The sequence below is a fragment of the Mucilaginibacter sp. cycad4 genome, assembly GCF_034263275.1.
In the GTDB taxonomy this organism is placed as follows: domain Bacteria; phylum Bacteroidota; class Bacteroidia; order Sphingobacteriales; family Sphingobacteriaceae; genus Mucilaginibacter.
In genome coordinates, this window is the sequence record NZ_CP139559.1 from 3,228,202 (window position 1) to 3,248,024 (window position 19,823).

Below are 19,823 nucleotides of genomic sequence, written 5' to 3' on the forward strand. Positions count from 1 at the left end.
GATTTAGGAGAGGTTCCCCTTTTTCATCTCGCTCATGGCATAATCGGCAGCGCGGGCGGTAAAGGCCATATAGGTTAGTGACGGATTTTGGCATGAGGTTGATGTCATGCTGGCGCCGTCGGTAACAAATACGTTTTTAACGCTGTGTACCTGGTTCCATTTGTTCAATATCGATGTTTTAGGATCATTCCCCATGCGGGCGCCGCCCATTTCATGGATATCCAAACCGGGGGCGCGTTTATCGGTACCGGCTTTAATATTAGTAAAGCCTGCACTGGTAAACATCTCGGTTAACTGCTCCACATAATCCTTCTTCATCTTTTCATCGTTATCGTCGTAATCAATGTTCATCTTTAATAATGGTACGCCCCAGGCATCTTTTTGCTTGTCATCAAGGCTTACAAAATTGCTTTCCTTCGGGATGGTTTCGCCCATCATATGCGACCCTACATGCCATGGGCCAAGTTCTTTATTGGCGAGATTCTCTTTAAGACTGCCGCCTACTCCATCCCAGCTGCGCTGCGGGAAACGGTATGCACTAAAACCCGACGCATAGCCGCGTAAAAAGTCGGTTTCCTGTTTATATACGTTCCTGAACCTTGGGATATAGCCCCCACCGGCAGGATTGCGCCCATCTGTTGTCCATTCTTTAGCGCCATCATACTCGGCTCCGATATGGGCCGAATAATTATGAAAGGCTACATATTTACCCAGCACGCCACTATCATTGCCCAAACCATTAGGGAAACGGTGCGATTTAGAATTAAGCAATATCAGGTTAGTATTTAACGCCGCGGCATTGACGAATATTACTTTGGCGTAATAGTCGATAGCTTCTTTGGTATTGGTATCAATAACCCGCACCCCGGTAGCTTTGCCCAGCTTATCATCATATATAATAGATTCTACTACCGAAAACGGCCTTAACGTTGCGTGGCCGGATTTTAAAGCCCATGGAATTGTAGTGGCGTTAGCACTAAAATATCCTCCGAACGGACAGCCACGCTCGCATATAGTGCGCCTCTGACATTGTACCCTGCCCTGATCCAGATGGATCTGGTTGGGGGTTGATAAATGTGCACAACGCGCGCTGATCACGTGGCGGTTTTTATATTTACTTTTTACGTGATCTCTAAAATATTCTTCAACAGTATTTAAAGGAAATGCGGGCAGAAACTCGCCATCCGGCAATTCGGCTATACCATCACGGTTTCCGGAGATGCCTGCAAACTTCTCTACATAGCTATACCAGGGCGCAATATCTTTATAACGAATAGGCCAGTCCACCGCGAAACCATCCCGGGCGGGGCCTTCAAAATCAAAATCGCTCCAGCGCTGGGTTTGGCGTGCCCAAAGCAGGGATTTACCGCCAACCTGGTATCCGCGGATCCAATCGAACGGTTTATCCTGTATGTAAGGGTGCTCGGCATCTTTAACAAAAAAATGTGCAGCACTTTCGCCAAAAGCATAGCAACGGTTTACAATAGGATTAGCGTCTTGTATAGCTGCAGGCAACTGCCCCCGGTGTTCAAACTCCCAGGGATACATATTAGTGGTAGGGTAATCCTTGATGTGCTTCACATCGCGGCCGCGCTCCAATATCAGCGTTTTTAGCCCTTTATCGGTAAACTCTTTAGCAGCCCATCCCCCGCTCATACCCGAGCCAATTACTATCGCATCAAAAGTGCGTTCCTTAACGCTGTCGATATTTAAATTAGCCATTACTTATACTGCTTGCTTTTGTTTATAAGGAAAACGCGCATTATACCTGCCCGGCACAAGCTCATAAACCACTATGTTGGTCATAAAATATTTTGAATTGGTGTAACCGTTAATGGTTTGATTTTTTACGGTGAAGTAAAAAGCCTGCAACTCGCCGGGATACTTACTTATTACTGACGATGCACCGGTCGGAATTTTTTTACTGCCTGTAGCCGAAGTTTTTTCACTGTATATCTTAGCTTCTTTTTCTATGTCAAGTAAAAATGCCTCACGGGTTTTAGCATCAAGCTGATTAAACGTTTTACCGTATTGTTTCAAAACAACATCGTTAAACTGGCCGATCCCTGTTACAAAAGCTTCCTGCTCCTGCTTTCTGTAGCAGTCATCTATCATCTTCAGTACAAATAAATGCAGCATCAGGTCTTTAGCCCCGGGCGTTGTTGTTTTAGGGATGACAGTTTCTGAAATATTACCTATCAACTGCTCCTGGTCGGCACTGATATCGATATTCTTGAGTGCAACTTTTGATTTTGCTTTATCCTGCGAACAGGCCGGGAGCAATGCAGCCCCTCCTATTATCAAAGCCAGGTTTTTAATGACGGTACGCCGGTCCATTGTTTAAACTAAATTGTTTTAGCGAAGCCCATTTATCTGCTCACCAAACTTTTAGCTTATTGAACAGGTAAGAGAAAAGGCTTAATATGATTTATAACGTGTTCCCAAACTTAATAATTACAATTCAAAATCAAAGGCTGTAAAAATTAAATCTTCACGGGGTGTAAGTTAGCTTTATACTATTAATAGCCCCATTTTTTCATGATTTGTAAATCAATTTTTACACAATCGATTGGGTCTTTGCCCTGGTATGCTTCCTGCTCGATAATGAACAGCGTGGTACCGCCTTTTTTGGCACCGGCTTTAACAATATCTCTAACCGGCATTATTCCTGCTCCTAAAATGGTACTTTCGGTGTCATCGCCATTATGGGGCGGTACTTTAATTTCGTCTTTCACGTGCATGGACTGAAAACGCCCCGGGTATTTATTAATAAACGCCAACGCATAACCGCCTGTAGTCAACATATTACCAATATCAATCTGCTGGGCCACCAGGGCCGGATCGGTATTTTGGATGATATAATCATAAAGGGTGATATCGCCCACTTTGGTACTGATCTCAAAATTGTGGTTATGATAACCAAACATCATTGATGATTGCTTGCAAAGCTCACCGCATTTATTAAACTGTTCCATAGTGCGTTTCAGGGCATCGGTATCTGTACGTACCTTTTCATCCAGCCATGGGCTTATCACAAACTTTTGCCCCATGGTGGCTGCGTCTTCAACGGTATATTTCCACGCATCGGTAAAATCATTTTTGGCTGCATCCCAGTGCTGTGGCGTCATTACCGTATGGCCGCTTGGCATTTTAAGGTCAAGGTCGGCCAGGATCTTTTTAAATTCTTTGGCGGTATAACCGTAAAATTTCCTGTCGATGTAATTAGCATGCTCTACATGCGCGTAACCCGCATCAGCAATCTTTTTAAGCGTTCCCTGCGGATCGGCCTTCATGGCGTCGCGTACGCTGTAAAGCTGCACCCCTACCCGTTTAAGTTTATTATCCGTAGCGGCAAATAAACTATCAGGAAGTAGTGCCGCCCCGGCAACTGCAATTGCGCCGGTTTTTAAAAATGATCTGCGTGATGTATACATGTTTATACGTTTAAGGTTATTTTGCTATAGGAAATACAGGAAACAATAAATCAGAATTACTTACAAATGCCAGGTGCTTACTATCCGGTGCCCATGAAGGAGTGTTGATAGTACCCTGACCTCCGTATAAATAAGCCACCACTTTTGACGGGCCGCCGCCAACCGGCATCAGCCTTAAATATACATGTTTATAAAAAGGATGGTCGCCGGGGGATACTTCGCTTTTGAGGAAGGTGATGTATACTATCCATTTACCATCGGGCGAAATATGCGGGAACCAGTTATTGTAATCGTCATTGGTAAGCTGGGTTTGTTCGCTGCCGTCGGTTTTCATGCGCCAGATCTGCATCAGGCCGCTGCGTACCGAGTTAAAGTAAATGTATTTGCCATCGGGCGAATATTCAGGGCCATCATCTAAACCGGGCGTTGTAGTAAGCCTTTCTTCAGGCCCGCCGCCTGCCGGGATCCGGTACACATCAAATTCCTTATTGCGCTCACCACAAAAAACAAGGTACTTATTATCGGGCGACCACCCATGCATATAACTTGCCCCATGGCCTGTTTGTGTAACCCGGGTAGCTTCGCCGCCAGCCGATGACACAGTGTAACCAATAGAAGGCCCGCCATCGCCGCTGCTGACAGCCAGCATTTTGCCATCAAACGAAAGCACATGATCATTATTGTTGTTTTTAGCGATGCCTGTATTCAATGCCTTTGGTGTATGCGATTTAAGATCGAATTTATAGAGTGAACCTTCGCTGTTATAAATGAGTGACTTGCCATCGAGCGTCCAGTTTGGGGCCTGAAGTGACTTTGGCGACTGATAAACCACTGTTGCATTCTGACTTTCCAGGTCGAGCAGTTCAATAGCGCTGCCTAAATATTGCTTATACGGTACAAGAGTTGGCGGGGCCGGAGTAACGATACGTGTATTGTTGAATACTGCTTTTTCAGTAACATCTGCATTGTGCGAGCAAATAAAGATGCCTACATATACATCATCGCCCAGGTCAAGACCGGTAACTTCCTCGCTCACAAACAAATCGCCTTTGCGGGCTACCGACATGGTGTAGGTATTGCCTTTACGTTCCAGCTGGATCACATCGGCAGCGGTAATGGATGCTTTCTTTTCTTCAGTGATGCCGCTTACCGTTTTACGGTATTGCAGCGAGGTTAAGCCATCGCCATGAACAACAGCATTGATATGTTTTGAATTTGAATCGAGCGTAGTACGAACCATTAGCCCAACCTTGCGATGCTCTTCGACACCTTTACCTATAAAAGCAGCGTTGGTGCGAAGAATGAAATCACCTTTCATTTTCTTCCACACAAAATGAAAATCATCGCGTGTAGCCCAGATATTTTGGCCCGAACCGGTTAGGGTATATTGCTGTAATTTGGCGTCGTATACGCCGCTTCCCTGATGCTTGACTGTACCCACATCGGTTTGCCCGTCAAAGATCCCGGGACCTTGCGCATTTGCTTTCGGAATTAACAAAACAAGGTAAGCCAGGCATAAAACAAAACTAAATATTTTACTGCGCATTGGTTTTTAGGCGTTTAGTGTGCACTATAATCGGTTCACTAAAGGTATATAATCAATTTGCAATTAAGATAGTACTATTTTAACATTTCTGCTGATTTTTTAAATATAGCCAGATTTTTACAAAGTGTAATTTTAACACCCTGGGCTTTTAAAAGAACATTATAGCTTGTTGGGCTGATACTGGTGTTGTTAACATAAGTGTTCGGAAGAAATAAAAAAGCGCGGGGTTGCGCGATTCGCGCCCCTGGGAGGGTGCAGGGAGGGGTTTCATCGATAGGCTTATTCGCTTGAAATGGCGTATAGACCCCTCCCTGCCATCACGTATTCCGACCGCTCCCCTCCCAAGGGCTACTGTGTGTACACATCTTTTAAATTCTATCAATAATTGAAAAAATTGTCATTTCCGAACGAACCTGGTGGGAGAATTCGCGCGCAGGGGGGTGAGGAGAAATCTTCTACGCCCTGCTTTTATAACTATGATTGTAGAGCCTGATGTAGAAGATTTCTCTTTCGTCCCACTCTTAGCCCGCCCCTGCTCAATCGAAATGACATCTTCTTTTATTTAAAAAATGTGTACACACAGTAGCTCCCTCGGGAGGGAATTAAAAAACTTTGCCGTTGTCACCAGCAACAGCAAAGCAAAAACAAAAAAGCCACAACGGTTACCCACTGTGGCTTCTATGTATAATATTATAAAACAGGTTACTCCGCCGCCACCAGTATTTCTGCAACCGGCACAACTACAGGGACAGGCGTACAATATTCCTTCAAAAAATCAGCCTTCGAGTCGCGATATGAGCTTACAGCTCCCAGCATACTCATCATTTTAATATAGCACCAGGCCAGGTCAAACTGGTATGGTTTAAAGCCCGAACGGGCGCTTTTTGGGTACAAATGATGATTATTATGCCATTCGCCGGCAACGTAACCCGGCCATAACTGATTGATCGACATATCTTCGCGGTTATGGTCGATGCCATCGCGGCGCATATCTTTCCCTTTGCCATGACCTTCGTAATTAAACGTGCGAACACCAACGGCCCAGATCCCCGCCGAACCAAATACCGCGCAGGCAAGGGCCGGTCCGCCTAACAGATAGAAAGCAGCAAACCAAAACCCCCAGTTAAGGATGATCCCAACTATGGTACGTGCTGGATTGGCAAGGGTGCCCCACTTTTGATATTGTTTGTAAGTATTGGTAGTTACCCCTGTATGTTTCATGAGGTTAACACATTTTTTGTAAGAAGCCTCGTCCATATTGCGGGCTATAGGCTGATGGTTAACATCGGCTAAAAAGCAATACATGAAACCGCCCTGGGCATTATACGGGTCGCCGGGCTGATCAGATAAAGCATGGTGTACGTGGTGCGATACCGCATAGATCTCTTCGGGAATGATTTTAAGCGTAAGGTTTTGGGTAAAAAATCGCCAAAAGTTATTTTTAAAGCTATAAGCGCCATGTGTGCAATACCTGTGATGCCAAATGGTGCCGTGAGTACCCATAATGATCATGCTGTAAACAAAGGCAACAATAAGGCCTGTAATGCTGAAATATTTAAAAATGAACAGACCTAAAAACGGCACCAAAGCCAGCACAAGCGACCAGCTTAAAAACGAAAGCCAGTTCTTTTTATCGCTAAATACGTTAAGCCGTTTAAAAAATTCTTTTACAATTTGTTTGTTTGTGGGTTTTGAGAGGTTGCCAAGTTCATCTGTCCAACCATATGCAGGTGGTTCGAGCACAGTGTTTAAAAATGCCATTAAGTTTTGGGGAGATTAGTTTAAAGAGTGGGAATATCTGTCTATTTTGTCACAATATAGTAAAAAGTACTTATTGCTTATACGTAACAACGGGATAAATAGATTTAAATTACCCCACAAATGATTAAAACTTTTTCAAAATAATTAAATTTCTTTATAGGAAATTATAAAAGGCAATATCCACTACATATTACTTAATAGTAATTATCAACCACAAAAAACAGTGAATTTTAAATAGGAATAGTTTTTGAGGGAGGGCTAATCGGTTACCAAAGGAAGACTAAAACTGAAGGTGCTGCCCCTGTTTACTTCAGAATTTACCCAAAGCCTGCCGTCATTAAACTCAATAAGCTCCTTGCACAAAAACAAACCAATGCCGGTCCCTTTCTCACCGGAGGTACCCGTTGCTGTATATTTTGTATTAAGGCTGAATAACCGCTCAAGTTTTTCTGCAGGAATACCGTTACCTGTATCATTAACACTGATCACCGCCATGCCTCCATCAACGGTGCTTAGTAAACTAACAATACCATAATTACCTGTAAACTTAATAGCATTACTAACCAGGTTACTTAAAACCACTTTTATATGCCTTTCATCGGCTTGCACGCACATCCCCGGCAAAGCCATGTTTTCAAACCTGATATTTTTCTGCTGAAAAAGGTAACTAAAGATCCTCCCGATTTCAATGCCAATTAAATGAATGTCGACCGCCGATGGCTCATGATTGATTCCTTTAATCTGGCTGCCTGCCCATTCAAGCAGGTTTGAAAGCGTTAATTCGGCACCCTGTACTACAGGTTCAATCTCCTTCATCAGGCCTTGCACTTCTGCATCAGTTAAAACACCTGTATTATACAGGCGTAATATAGAATTCAGATTAGCAAGCGGTGTACGCAGATCATGCCCTATCACAGCCAGTAACTTATCTTTAAGGCTATTGATGCCCGCCAGGTTTACCGACTGCTCTTCTATCAGTTCTTTCTGAATCAATAAGGCTTTATGCTGCTTACGCATCCGGTTATTTAAAACCCGTTTTTGTTTATAAAGGTAATAGGTAACCGACAAAGCCAATATTACAACCAGCAATGAAATAAGCAGTGTAATAATTATAGCCTTTTGCAAATGAATTTTTTCGCGGTATTGTCCGGCCTTTTGCTCAACAGCAGCAATAGCGTTAAGGCGGCTGTTAAGTTCAAAATAACTTTGTATCAGCTCGGTACTTTTACGTTTATTAGCAGCGCTAAGGCTATCAAGTACCTGGGTGTATTTTTTTTGATAGGCTAACGACTGAACCATATCATGCTTTTGCTCAAAGCTGCGGGCCATGGTTTTATAAGCCGACGAGATGCCATCCATAACCCCAATGCTATCGGATAAAGCCGCGCCTTTTTTTGCAAGGTCAATGGCCTTGTCAAACTGGTTTAACGAATTGTAAATGGCAGCACGTTCAATAAATGAGATAGCCCGCAGGCGCCTATTATTAACAACATAACTCATTTGCAAGGCTGTGTCTGAATAAGTTATGGCCTCTTTATATTGCCCCTTTAATCGATATGCGTTAGCCAGCCGGCTGTATAAAATACATATTGCAGGCTGATCATTTACGGTATGGCTAAGCTGCATGGCAAGTTTGGCAAGAGCAATGCCCCTATCATATTGTTTAAGCCTGGAGTAAACAAACGAACGTTCATTATAAACTTCGGCAAGCATTTTAGGATCATGGCCTGCAAAGCGGGCAGCTATGTCTAAATTTTTTAAGGCCTTACTATAGTTTTGCAAATCTGTATAAGCCCTGCCCATGGAGCTATAACAGTGGGCAAGTAATAAAGGCTTGTTTTTGGGCAGATAATTTAAAGCCGAATTAAAATAAAACAAACTGATAGGATAATATGACTGAGACCAGTACACATGCCCTAAATTTAAAAAGGCGCAGCCCGTACCTTCATTATATTTTATTTTTTCTGAAAGCAGTAAGGCCTGTTCGGCCCGTATCCTTGCCTCGTAGGGGGCACCAACATAGGTTTCCTCAACAAGTTTGTTAAGGCTGTCGATAGTTTTGATTAATGCCGGCGTTTTTTTGGGCCCGGTTCCGCTTGTTTTTTGCGCATAAATAGCACTATGCATCAATAACAGCAATAATAAACCAAGGGGCCTTGTCATTCGCTAACAGTTTCAGACTGCAATCTAATCATAAACTTAATACAGGCAATAGCTATCCGGCAACAATGCAGCGCTCGCCCTGCAGCAGTTCAATACAATTCTCGTAGTTATCGGGCATTTGAATCTGTTCAACCTCTTTCATATAACTCTGCTTAATCTCTTTACGGCGGCGGGCTTCAATAAAACGCCTTACCTGCTCCCGGTTTTCCAAAACCAGGCCGGGCACTTTGGCCGGCTTATTAAATTCATCTTTGGCTACCATCGTAAAATAGCTGGTATTAGTATGCTTTACCGAATGGTTTTTGATGTTTTCAGATATCACCCGGATCCCTACCACCAGCGAGGTATTGCCTACATAGTTTACCGATGCCATGAGCGATACCAGTTCTCCTACTTCCACAGGCTGTAAAAAATCCACAGTGTCGATAGATGCTGTTACGCAATAGTTACCTGCGTGTTTGGCGGCGCATACATAAGCCACCTTGTCCATCAGCGAAAGCAAGATCCCTCCATGGATCTTTCCACCAAAATTGGAATACGAAGGGATCATCAGTTCAATAATAGTGGCCTGCGAAAATGCCACGCTTTTATAGCCGTCGATATCGGGTAAGGGGTTCATAATAATGGTAATATAGTATAAGGTTAAGCACTAAAATACAATTTATGCAACATTAGTATTACAGAGGGTTAAATAGTTAAACCTTCGTTAAACTTTAGTAGTCAATAACCTAAATTGACCCTAAACTATGAAAAAACACTTACTGCTCGCGTTTATCGGTATTCTTTTTTTATCAACGGCCTATGCCCAGCAAGCCCGCGAAGTGCATGGTACGGTGGTTGACAGCGTGGGCGCCGTACCCGGAATTACGGTAAAGCTGATATCAGATAAAGACAGCGCAGTAGTAGCAACCAGCACTGCGGGGGCATTCTATTTCCCCGCCGTCGTCTCCAAAAACTTCAAACTCAGCATAAGCGGTATCGGTTACCAGCCCTTTACCCGCCGTTATGTAATGGATAACGACACCAAACCCATTAACCTCGATCCCATCAAAGTAAAGGTGCAAACCAATATGCTGAATACGGTAGTGATTTCGGCAGTGATCCCTATCACCATAAAGGAGGATACGGTGGAATATAAAGCCAGCGCCTATAAAGTACGTGAAGGGTCGCCGGTAGAAGACCTGCTCAAAAAACTGCCGGGCGTAAGCGTTGATAAAGACGGCAATGTAACCGCGCATGGCAAACAGGTTACCAAGGTGCGGGTTAACGGCAAGGATTATTTTACCGGCGATGTGCAAACCGCCACTCAGAACCTACCCGCCGACATCGTGGAAAACATACAGGTGATTGACGATTACGGCGACCAGGCCAACCTTACCGGCATTAAAACCGGCGACCCGGACAAGATCCTGAACATCACCATACAAAAAGGAAAAAGCAAAGGCAATTTTGGCCAGGGCAGCGTTGGCGTTGGTAATGACGACCGGTACCAGGCCCGTCTTTCGGCCAATTCATTTTATGATGCACGGCAGCTGGCGGTTATCGGCACCTGGAATAATAATAACACCAATAGCTTCAACCTTGGCAGCAGCGGTGGCGGAGGAGGCAGGGCCGGGCGCGGAGGTGGCGGCGGCGGCAGCAGCGCCGGCGGGGTAAGTACAGCTAATGGCATCACCACCAACCGCTCCATAGGTACCAATTACCGCGATGACTGGGGCAAAAAGGTAACCGTGTACGGCAGCTATAGTTTTGCCGATAAAGACAGGGATATCAACAGCACAACCCTGCAGCAAAATCTTTATCAATCGGGCAATATCATCAATATGGATAATAGCACCAACCATAACCATGGTATTAACCACCGTTTTGATTTCAATATCGAGTACAAAATAGATACATCTAACTACATCAAAATAAACCCGGGCTTTTCATATGCAACTGCCGAAAATATGAGCACGGATACTTTCAGCAATATCCGTAATCAAAGTTTGGTTACGGGCAACGAATTGGCCCTCACCAATAACTCGTCGCAAACAGGCAGCCTTAATGTGCTTTATAACCACAAGTTCCATAAAAAGGGGCGTAATTTTAGTATCAATGCCAATGTAAGCTATTCTAAAAACGACCAGGCACTGAACGATAAATATACTACCCGGCAGGATACCGTAGTAACGCCATTGTTTCAGCAGATCAACTCCGATAATCAATCGCAAAGGGTAAGCCTGCATTTTTCATATATCGAACCTATCGGCAAAACAACCTACCTGGAAAGTAATTACAGTTATAATTATTCAAATACCGATAACAACCGCTACAATTACCGGGTAGATCCTGTAACAGGCAATCAAACCTATGTTGATTCATTGAGTACGTTGTATAACTACCAGTTCATCACTAACCGTATTGGGTTAAACCTTCGCGGGATCCAACCTAAATATAATTATACGCTGGGACTGGCTGTTCAGCCTTCAAAACTCGATGGGGAATCGCACAATTTTCATACCTCTACATCTACCTTTAATATTATCCCAACGGCAAGGTTTATCTATAACTTTTCAAAAAACCATTCCTTCTCTTTTAATTACAGCGGCTCCAACGCCCAGCCCTCATTTAGCCAGCTGCAGCTTCAGCCCGATTATTCAAACCCGCAAAACAGGGTTTATGGAAACCCTGATCTAAAACCCGAGTTTACCAACAGCTTTAATGTGCGTTATAACCAGTTTGACATTGCCAGCGGCAATTCACTGTTCACCAGTTTATCATTTGCCGAAACCCAGGATAAAATAGTTACCAATTCGGCCCCTGTTACCGATAGCACCCAAAGCACAAAGGGCAACAACACCATACAGGCAACCCGCTATATTAACACCAATGGCTTTTATAATGTAAGCGGCAACTATTCCTTTTCAAAACCTTTCGCCGAACGCAAGTACACCGTATCATTAAACGGCGGCGCAAGCTACAACAACAATATATCGTACATTGAAAATCAGCGCAATGAGGGTAAAAACTGGGTACTTAACCAGGGTGTTAAACTCAGGTTTGATCTTGACAGCATTATGGACAGCGAGATCAGCGCTAATTACAGCATTAATACTACCCGTTACAGCCTGCCATCGTCATTAAACACCGATGCCCAAACCTGGACATTAGGGCTCGACGGCCGTAATTATTTTTTTTACAGCTGGGTGCTTGGTTACAGTTTAACTCAAACCATCAATCACGGTTTCAGCAGTACCGTGAAAGCGAACCCTACCCTGCTGAGCAGCTATCTGGAATACCAGTTTTTAAACAAGCATATTGCCTCGCTCCGGTTCCAGGCTTTTGATATTTTTGACGAGAACAAAGGCATAACCCGTACCGCCGTAGGCAATCAGATTATTGATACGCGCACCAACCGGCTGGGCAGATATTTTATGCTCAGCTTTACCATCCGGCTTCAAAAATTTACCGGCAGTCGTCCGCAAGGCGGGCGTAACGGCGGCGGTCGTGGTTTTGGAGGCGGAGGAGGTGGCCGCCGCGGAGGCAGGGGATAATTTGTGTCCTGCTTTTTTTGAAAAACGTTAAGCGCTGTTATATATTTACAACAATCTATATTCCTGCATTGAGAAAACTTATTTTAACCTTTATATCGATATTATATATCGGCAGCGCGTTTGCACAAACTAAAGATGCCACCGCCGGAAAAGCCGGCCCTGAAACTGTTATCCAAAAACATCGTCTTACCGATTCGGTAGTTGAACGGTTCAGCGTACTTAAAAGTAATAAAGGCATCCGGCAGGGTTTATACCAGGCCCTTTATCAAAAAAACTATGCGCTGGCCAGCGGCTATTACGACAACAACAAAAGGGCGGGCGTGTGGCACTTTTTTGACAACCGCGGCCACCTGGTACAAAATTTTGACTACAGGACCAACCAAATCACTTATGAAGCCCCCGAAGACAGCACATCAAACCTGCAGTATTTTGTTGATGTAAAGCTTAATGACACAGCAAAAACAACTAAACCACTTAAAGTAGGCGGCAGATTTTTTGGGTATCTCCCCTATCTGAACCTCTTTAAGCTTCCGCCCGATTTAATGAACCTTAACCCTGATGTATCATTTGGAGCGGTAGAACTGTTGATTAGTCCGTTGGGGAGACTTGCCTCATTTAAAGTGCATGTGTACAGCGGTTCGTACGAGAAAACATTCAATATGAGCATTGACGTACCTGACCCGGCCGATAAGATCTTTGTACCGGCTACCGTAAACGGCGAAGGTGTTAGCTGCCGTGTGCTTATCAAATGTGCTTTCAGGACCGATGGCGGGCTGGAGTTTTATTAGCAGCATACCGCCCTGCCCCCTCTAAATCTCCCCCGGAAGGGGAGACTTTATTAGCAGTTAAATAAAAAAGGTTCATTTTATATAAAAAATAAAATGAACCTTTTTTTATTTAAAGCCCTCCCTTCCGGGGAGGGTTTGGATGGGGCTTAATGATCGTGATGACCATCCGGGCCGTGTGCGTGGCCGTGCGATAATTCTTCGGCTGTTGCAGGGCGTACGTTAAGGATATTACCTTTAAAGTGCAGTTCCTGGCCGGCCATAGGGTGATTAAGATCAACAATAACGGCATCTTCGGCAATTGAAACTACCATAGCCTGGAAACGGTGGCCCTGATTATCCTGTAAAGGCAAAATGCTGCCAATTTCAGGCAGTTCAGCACCCTGGAACATTTCTTTAGGCAGATTGGCTACTGCTTCTTCATCATATACGCCATAAGCATCTTCGGGAGATAAGCGAAACTCGTAGGCATCACCTGTTGAAAGTGTGCTCAGGTTATCTTCAAATTTGGGCAGCATCTGGCCTGCACCAAATAAAAAGGTAAGCGGCTGTTCCTGGGTGGTACTTTCTACCAAAGTTTCGGTACCGGTGTTTTCGCGGTCTACGTACAAATCGTAGGTTAATGATACTACGTGTTGTGGTGCAATCTTCATTGTAAATTGTTTTTAGTTGTAAAATCTGGCTTCAACCTCATTAAGGGCGTCGGCCGGGTTATTAGCAGGTAATCCGCAGGTTTTATCTTTACAAATGAAAATTTGTGTTGATGCACCAAACTTATCCTGCAGCAAAGGTAAACTTCCTGTATTACCGCCCAACATAATTTTATTGGGGATGTAATTATTTTCCATTTCCTTTCTGAAAGTTTCCGCTTCGGTACCTGTTATCGCAATTTCGTTTATTCCAAACACCTCATCCAGCAAATGCATCACCCAATTTGAATAGGCCGAGCCATATTTTGCCAGCTGCGGCATTACATTGCGTAACAACTGTGCCGAAACCTCAATGTAACTTTCGTTATCAAAAAGCAAGCCTAACTTTTTAAGCACCCGTGCCATAACCGAATTGGAGGCCGGGATCACCCCATCCATAATTTCAGATTTACGGGCAATCAGCTGCTCATCATCATCGGCAGTGAAAAAGAAAATGCCCTTTGCTTCATCATAATAATGGGCTATGGCCGTATCGGCAAGGCTTTTAGCCTGCTGCAGCCAATACTCATTGAAGGTAACTTCATACAATGCAATGAGCCCATCAATGATATTAGCGTAATCATCCAAAAACGCTACAGGCTTATCCGGTGACGATGTGGCGCTGTAAACCCGTGATAACCTGCCATTTTGGCCAAGTAGCTTATTTAAAATAAACCCGGCATTGTTAAGCGCAAGCTCAAGGTATTCTGGTTTATTAAACGTGCGGTAAGCTTCGCTCAGGCCTTTCAGCATAAGGCCATTCCATGATGCCAGGATCTTGTTATCCAGTCCCGGCCGTACGCGTACACTGCGGGCCTCAAATACTTTTTGACGGGATGCAGTTATTTGGCTAAGCAATTCATCAGCAGGCAAACCTAATTTTCCAGCCAGGCCTTCATCGCTATCTTTACGGAATAAAACGTTCGATTCCTCCTCTTCCCAGTTGCCATCCTCCGTAATATTGTAGTAGATACTGAACAAACCAACTTCATCGCCTAAAATCTCTTCAATCTCATCTTTGGTGAAAATATAGAACTTGCCTTCCTTTCCTTCGCTATCCGCGTCAAGCGCCGAATAAAACCCATACTCAGGCGACATCAGCTCGCGGGTACTGAAAGTGATGATCTCGTCAACAACCTGTTTGTACAATCCATCCGGCTGCCAGGTATAAGCTTCTGCATACAGGCTGATAAGCTGGGCGTTATCATAAAGCATTTTTTCAAAATGCGGCACATGCCAGCGCCCATCAACCGAGTAACGGGCAAAGCCGCCGCCAACATGGTCATAAATGCCGCCGAATGCCATTTTATGCAAAGTAAGTTTCACTTGTGCCGCTACTTCATCATCCTTCATCAAATGGGCATAGCGGGTTAAAGCAAGCCAGTTATTCGGCATCGGGAATTTGGGCGCATTACCCGAGCCTCCCTCCTGTTTATCAAAATATCGTTTCCAATTGCTTACGATAGCTTGCAGATCGGCTTTGCTATACTGGGCCTGCGCCACCACAAATTCTATCGACTCATATTTTTGAATCCCTTCGGTAAGGCGGACGGCATAGTCTTCGGCCTCTTCGGGCTTTTGTTTATAGAAATCGGCCAGGTTAAAGAGCAGTGACGTCCAGTCGTTTTTACGGAAATAGGTGCCGCCGTAAATAGGCCGTTGATCGGGCAGGCAGATACAGTTTAACGGCCAGCCGCCCCTGCCGCTCATGAGCTGTACGGCGCTCATGTAAATCTGGTCAACATCGGGGCGTTCTTCCCTGTCTACCTTAATGCAAACAAAATATTCGTTCATAACGGCGGCTACAGCTTCATCCTCAAAACTTTCATGCTCCATTACATGGCACCAGTGGCAGGCAGAATAACCGATACTTACCAGGATCAGTTTATTTTCGGCTTTGGCTTTATCAAGGGCTTCCTTACCCCAGGGGTACCAGTTAACCGGGTTATTGGCATGTTGTAATAAATATGGTGATGTAGAGTTGGCCAAACGATTCATATAGCTGTGGATTTGCTGCAAAAATGCAGATATAATTGCACCTGTAAGTTAAATGGTAATTATTTAGAAAAGTTTTAACCTCACCCTGCCCTCTCCAAAGGAGAGGGTGTAAAAACTTTGATACTTCACCACTGATTTCAAAGTCCTCTCCTTTGGAGAGGATTTAGGTGAGGTTAAAAATCATTTATATCCAACCCTTTCGGCATCGAAAATTATCAAACTCACAAATTATTTCCCTTTATTTGCCCCCTTGTTATCAAAAATTTAAGATGAACTGTTTAAAACTGAATTATTTATTATGCGCTGTAGCGCTGATGCCGTTAACGCGAACGGCATCTGCTCAAAGTACCGATACTACAAAATACAATCACCAGGACCTTTTTGGCCCAATTACCTGGCCTGTCACCAGCGGCGGCACACATTCGGCCGCAGGCAAGCCATCTCCAAATTACTGGCAAAACCGTGCTGATTACCAGATCAAAGCTTCCCTGAATGAAGGCAAGGATACAACCATAACAGGAGAGGTTATCATTACCTACACCAATAACAGCCCGGATAAGCTGGATTACCTGTGGCTGCAGTTGGATCAAAATCTTTTTAAACCGGATTCGCGCGGAGCTGCAGTAACTCCATATACCGGCGACAGGTTTGATGTTCGTGGTTTTAGTCGCGGCGGTTACCATATTGCCTCTGTTGATGTTACGTACAAAGGCGAAACCTACAAAGTTGATCCTATCATTACCGATGCCCGGATGCAGTTGCGCCTTAATACGCCGATGGATGGCAAAGGCGAAAAAATAGAGATTAAGGTTAATTATGATTTTGCAATCCCTTTTTATGGCGCCGACCGCATGGGCCGCAAAAAATTTAAACAGGGTTATGTTTATGAAATTGCCCAGTGGTACCCGCGCATGTGCGTTTATGACGATGTGGAAGGCTGGAACACGCTGCCCTACATGGGATTAGGTGAATTTTATTGCGAATACGGCGATTTTGATTATTATATCACTGCTCCTGCCAATAAAATAGTAGTTGGCTCGGGCGATTTGCAAAACCCGGAAGATGTACTTACCCCGGCACAACTAAAAAGGTTGGAAGAGGCCCGCAACAGCGATAAAACCGTCACCATCATCAGCGCAGGCGAAGTTGGCAAAGGCTCAACCCGTCCGTTTAAAGGCACACTTACCTGGCATTTTAAAATGCAGAATACCCGCGATATTGCCTGGGGGGCTTCGGATGCTTTTATCTGGGATGCGGCAAGGGTTAATTTCCCGTCGGGCCGTAAGGGTATTGCCATGTCGGCCTACCCGGTTGAAAGTTCGGGCAATGATGGCTGGGGCCGCTCAACCGAATACCTGAAAAACAGCATGGAAATTTATTCAAAAGCTTATTTTGAATACCCGTGGAACTCAGCAGTAAATGTATCAGGCGTGGCATTAGGTATGGAATACCCGGGTGCTATCTTTTGCCTCAGCAACCTTAAAAAGGGACAGCTTTGGGGCGATGTTACCCACGAGATAGGCCATAACTGGTTCCCGATGATCGTGGGCTCAAACGAGCGCAAATATATGTGGCAGGACGAAGGTTTTAACACTTTTATTAATGAGTATGCTACCGAGCAGTTTAATAAAGGCGAGTATGTTGAGAAAAGTGGTTCGGCACAAAATGTATTAGCAGGCTACCGCAACAGTAAAGACCCGCTCATGACCGCTCCTGAAGCTATAGGCCTTAATGACTACGGTCAGTATTATACCAAAACCGCATTAGGCTTGGATATGTTACGCAACGTAGTGCTTGGCCCCGAGCGCTTTGACTATGCCTTCCGCGAGTATGTTAAGAACTGGGCATTTAAGCACCCGCTTCCGTACGATCTTTTCAGGGCGATGAATGATGCCAGCGGCGAAGACCTGAACTGGTTTTGGAAATCATGGTTCTTCACCACCTGGAAGCTCGACCAGGCCATTACTTCGGTAAACTACATCAAAGGTAACCCGGCCGATGGCGCGCTGATCACCCTAACCAATAACGAAAAAATGGCCATGCCTGTTGACCTCAAAATTGTTCAGGCTAATGGCAAAACCGAAACTATTCACCTGCCGGTAAACATCTGGCAGCGTGATGGCGTTTGGAAATTTAAATACCCCTCAACATCAGCCATCAAAAGCATGGAAATAGATCCTGATCATCAACTACCCGATGCCGACCTGAAAAACAACGTTTACAGGGGAGAGTGATTTTGATTTGGAATTTGGGAATTTCGATTTCGGATTTATCGGAGATTAGAGATTAATTTCAAAAAGCGATGAGTGTTTGGGCTCATCGCTTTTTTTTGATGATTTTGTTTAGTTAACTATGAGTTGGTGTATTGCAATCAGTTATACAATTACGTACCTTTACTAATGACAAAATACTGTTAAAATAGTACCATATCTAACTACTAATAAGGAAGATATTGTTAACATAACTTCAGTTTAACACAGGAAAATATTTTTAATTATAAAACATTTTGTTTATTTTTAGTATTAAAGGCTAATAGCAAATTACAATTAGCATGTTACCTATGGCAAGAAATATACTCATAATTGAAGATGATGCTGAAATTTTACGGGTGCTTGAAACAGTGCTCACCTTTCATGATTTTGAAGTTACGGGCCTTAGCCGTACCGACGATATTATTGCTGCCGTAAAAAACTATAACCCTGATCTGGTTTTAACCGACTATATGCTGCCCGGCCTCAATGGCGGCCGCATTTGCCAGCTTATTAAAGGCAACGAAGATACACGGCATATCCCGGTGATCCTGATCTCCGCCTATCATGAACAGGCCATTGCCCTGGTTAATTTTGGTTATGACGCATTTGTACCCAAGCCCTTCGATATAAATAAGCTGGTGAAGACGATTAACAGGTTTTTGAATTAATTTCTCCACGTACAATTGTTGCCGTGATGCCTATTGATTAATAGCAGTGTAACGTTTATTAAGCGCTATATAATCGCGAAGCCACGTTAGTCACTCATCAACGATGAGCACAAGATGGAGGGCTCCAGACGATTAATTATAATCTCAAATTATTGCAAGTTCTAATGAGGCAAGGTAACTTTTCGCAATAGCCGTAAAGTTTTCTACCTGATTCATACAGTTTCCAAAACTTTTGCCGTTAAAATTCTCAAAATCGAGAAATAACTCTGCTATCTTCTTTCCATTATCGATACTATAAGCAGTTACTATCGCTTCACCGATATCTTCGAATACATCTATATACTCGTATCGAGAATTGTATTGCTGCTTTAATAAAATTAAAAGGTCGGTTAGTATATTTTCCATATCGATTTTATATTTTCTCAAAGTATTAATAAGCTCATTATTAGCTTCAGTTACACTTTCCTCCCCCATAAAAAGTAAAATCTTGATTCGTTCCGCATGGATATTTAGAAAATATTCGTCTTGAATACTTTCAACTTTTAATTTCAAATCTCCAATATTATCAACAGTATAGTTGTCAAATTTTATTCGATACAAATTAAAAATCCATTGATTACAATTTGATAAAAAACTGATGAGAGCTTGCCTTTCTTCGGTTCTATGTTGAAGCTGAAGTGATAAGAGCTTCTCTAACGCATTTTTCAATTTATTATTCTCGTTTAGATTCTCAGCCTTCTGTCTTTCCAGTTTTTCATTGTAGAAACCTTTTATATTTTCCTGAATTTCTATTTGTTCTTTGGAGATTTCTCTTTTTACTCGCCACTCAAGCTTGTTGACAACTAAAATCTTATACCCTAATTCATATATAATAAAAAGCAATAAGTAAAAAACGGTTCTTAAAGTGAACAAATTTTCAAAGGTTAGATAAGTTTCAAATTTCTCCATAAGATTTATTTTAAGTCTATCAATATATTGATTTATACTATTT

The 19,823-nt window shown here is 43.5% G+C and carries 14 protein-coding genes; 4 read left to right on the forward strand and 10 right to left on the reverse strand.

What is annotated here, in order from left to right:
• Positions 1 to 3: 3 nt before the first annotated feature.
• The 7 genes from SNE26_RS12930 to SNE26_RS12960 form a co-directional block, all read right to left on the reverse strand.
• Complete coding sequence (locus SNE26_RS12930; protein WP_321559769.1) at positions 4 to 1,722, reverse strand: GMC family oxidoreductase; 1,719 nt, start codon at positions 1,720 to 1,722, stop codon at positions 4 to 6.
• A 3-nt stretch (positions 1,723 to 1,725) separates the two neighbouring features.
• Positions 1,726 to 2,337 carry a gluconate 2-dehydrogenase subunit 3 family protein gene (locus SNE26_RS12935; RefSeq protein WP_321559770.1) on the reverse strand — a complete coding sequence of 204 codons (612 nt, stop codon included), beginning with the start codon at positions 2,335 to 2,337 and terminating at the stop codon, positions 1,726 to 1,728.
• 182 nt (positions 2,338 to 2,519) lie between these two features.
• On the reverse strand, positions 2,520 to 3,434 hold the full coding sequence (locus tag SNE26_RS12940; RefSeq protein ID WP_321559771.1) for a TIM barrel protein: 915 nt from the start codon (positions 3,432 to 3,434) through the stop codon (positions 2,520 to 2,522).
• 16 nt (positions 3,435 to 3,450) lie between these two features.
• Positions 3,451 to 4,980 carry a hypothetical protein gene (locus tag SNE26_RS12945; protein WP_321559772.1) on the reverse strand — a complete coding sequence of 510 codons (1,530 nt, stop codon included), beginning with the start codon at positions 4,978 to 4,980 and terminating at the stop codon, positions 3,451 to 3,453.
• A 702-nt stretch (positions 4,981 to 5,682) separates the two neighbouring features.
• A complete protein-coding gene (locus SNE26_RS12950; RefSeq protein WP_321559773.1) occupies positions 5,683 to 6,741 on the reverse strand; it encodes a fatty acid desaturase in 1,059 nt (352 codons plus the stop codon).
• 258 nt (positions 6,742 to 6,999) lie between these two features.
• Positions 7,000 to 8,904 carry a tetratricopeptide repeat-containing sensor histidine kinase gene (locus tag SNE26_RS12955; RefSeq protein ID WP_321559774.1) on the reverse strand — a complete coding sequence of 635 codons (1,905 nt, stop codon included), beginning with the start codon at positions 8,902 to 8,904 and terminating at the stop codon, positions 7,000 to 7,002.
• A 52-nt stretch (positions 8,905 to 8,956) separates the two neighbouring features.
• The gene (locus SNE26_RS12960; RefSeq protein WP_321559775.1) at positions 8,957 to 9,523 is read right to left on the reverse strand and encodes an acyl-CoA thioesterase; all 567 of its coding nucleotides are present in this window, start codon (positions 9,521 to 9,523) and stop codon (positions 8,957 to 8,959) included.
• A gap of 127 nt (positions 9,524 to 9,650) precedes the next feature.
• Between SNE26_RS12960 and SNE26_RS12965 the strand changes: the two genes are divergently transcribed.
• On the forward strand, positions 9,651 to 12,440 hold the full coding sequence (locus SNE26_RS12965; protein ID WP_321559776.1) for a TonB-dependent receptor: 2,790 nt from the start codon (positions 9,651 to 9,653) through the stop codon (positions 12,438 to 12,440).
• Positions 12,441 to 12,508: 68 nt separating this feature from the next.
• Positions 12,509 to 13,228 carry a hypothetical protein gene (locus tag SNE26_RS12970; protein ID WP_321559777.1) on the forward strand — a complete coding sequence of 240 codons (720 nt, stop codon included), beginning with the start codon at positions 12,509 to 12,511 and terminating at the stop codon, positions 13,226 to 13,228.
• Positions 13,229 to 13,374: 146 nt separating this feature from the next.
• On the opposite strand, the gene SNE26_RS12975 is transcribed toward SNE26_RS12970, so the two are convergent.
• Both SNE26_RS12975 and SNE26_RS12980 read right to left on the reverse strand, forming a co-directional pair.
• Positions 13,375 to 13,878, reverse strand: coding sequence for a peptidylprolyl isomerase (locus tag SNE26_RS12975; RefSeq protein WP_321559778.1), 504 nt, complete (start codon positions 13,876 to 13,878; stop codon positions 13,375 to 13,377).
• Positions 13,879 to 13,890: 12 nt separating this feature from the next.
• Positions 13,891 to 15,912 carry a thioredoxin domain-containing protein gene (locus SNE26_RS12980; RefSeq protein WP_321559779.1) on the reverse strand — a complete coding sequence of 674 codons (2,022 nt, stop codon included), beginning with the start codon at positions 15,910 to 15,912 and terminating at the stop codon, positions 13,891 to 13,893.
• Positions 15,913 to 16,181: 269 nt separating this feature from the next.
• Here SNE26_RS12980 and SNE26_RS12985 point away from each other — a divergent pair, with 269 nt between their 5' ends.
• Positions 16,182 to 18,146 carry a M1 family metallopeptidase gene (locus SNE26_RS12985; RefSeq protein WP_321559780.1) on the forward strand — a complete coding sequence of 655 codons (1,965 nt, stop codon included), beginning with the start codon at positions 16,182 to 16,184 and terminating at the stop codon, positions 18,144 to 18,146.
• Positions 18,147 to 18,472: 326 nt separating this feature from the next.
• Entirely contained in the window at positions 18,473 to 18,832 is a 360-nt protein-coding gene (locus tag SNE26_RS12990; RefSeq protein ID WP_321559781.1) for a response regulator, read from the forward strand.
• A gap of 144 nt (positions 18,833 to 18,976) precedes the next feature.
• On the opposite strand, the gene SNE26_RS12995 is transcribed toward SNE26_RS12990, so the two are convergent.
• The gene (locus tag SNE26_RS12995) at positions 18,977 to 19,780 is read right to left on the reverse strand and encodes a hypothetical protein (RefSeq protein ID WP_321559782.1); all 804 of its coding nucleotides are present in this window, start codon (positions 19,778 to 19,780) and stop codon (positions 18,977 to 18,979) included.
• Positions 19,781 to 19,823: the final 43 nt, after the last annotated feature.

Coding starts and splice junctions, on each gene's coding strand:
- SNE26_RS12940 (WP_321559771.1), bottom strand. CDS start 3,434: ATGTATACATCACGCAGATCATTTTTAAAAACCGGCGCAATTGCAGTT.
- SNE26_RS12935 (WP_321559770.1), bottom strand. CDS start 2,337: ATGGACCGGCGTACCGTCATTAAAAACCTGGCTTTGATAATAGGAGGG.
- SNE26_RS12995 (WP_321559782.1), bottom strand. CDS start 19,780: ATGGAGAAATTTGAAACTTATCTAACCTTTGAAAATTTGTTCACTTTA.
- SNE26_RS12930 (WP_321559769.1), bottom strand. CDS start 1,722: ATGGCTAATTTAAATATCGACAGCGTTAAGGAACGCACTTTTGATGCG.
- SNE26_RS12945 (WP_321559772.1), bottom strand. CDS start 4,980: ATGCGCAGTAAAATATTTAGTTTTGTTTTATGCCTGGCTTACCTTGTT.
- SNE26_RS12955 (WP_321559774.1), bottom strand. CDS start 8,904: ATGACAAGGCCCCTTGGTTTATTATTGCTGTTATTGATGCATAGTGCT.
- SNE26_RS12985 (WP_321559780.1), top strand. CDS start 16,182: ATGAACTGTTTAAAACTGAATTATTTATTATGCGCTGTAGCGCTGATG.
- SNE26_RS12990 (WP_321559781.1), top strand. CDS start 18,473: ATGGCAAGAAATATACTCATAATTGAAGATGATGCTGAAATTTTACGG.
- SNE26_RS12980 (WP_321559779.1), bottom strand. CDS start 15,912: ATGAATCGTTTGGCCAACTCTACATCACCATATTTATTACAACATGCC.
- SNE26_RS12965 (WP_321559776.1), top strand. CDS start 9,651: ATGAAAAAACACTTACTGCTCGCGTTTATCGGTATTCTTTTTTTATCA.
- SNE26_RS12960 (WP_321559775.1), bottom strand. CDS start 9,523: ATGAACCCCTTACCCGATATCGACGGCTATAAAAGCGTGGCATTTTCG.
- SNE26_RS12975 (WP_321559778.1), bottom strand. CDS start 13,878: ATGAAGATTGCACCACAACACGTAGTATCATTAACCTACGATTTGTAC.
- SNE26_RS12950 (WP_321559773.1), bottom strand. CDS start 6,741: ATGGCATTTTTAAACACTGTGCTCGAACCACCTGCATATGGTTGGACA.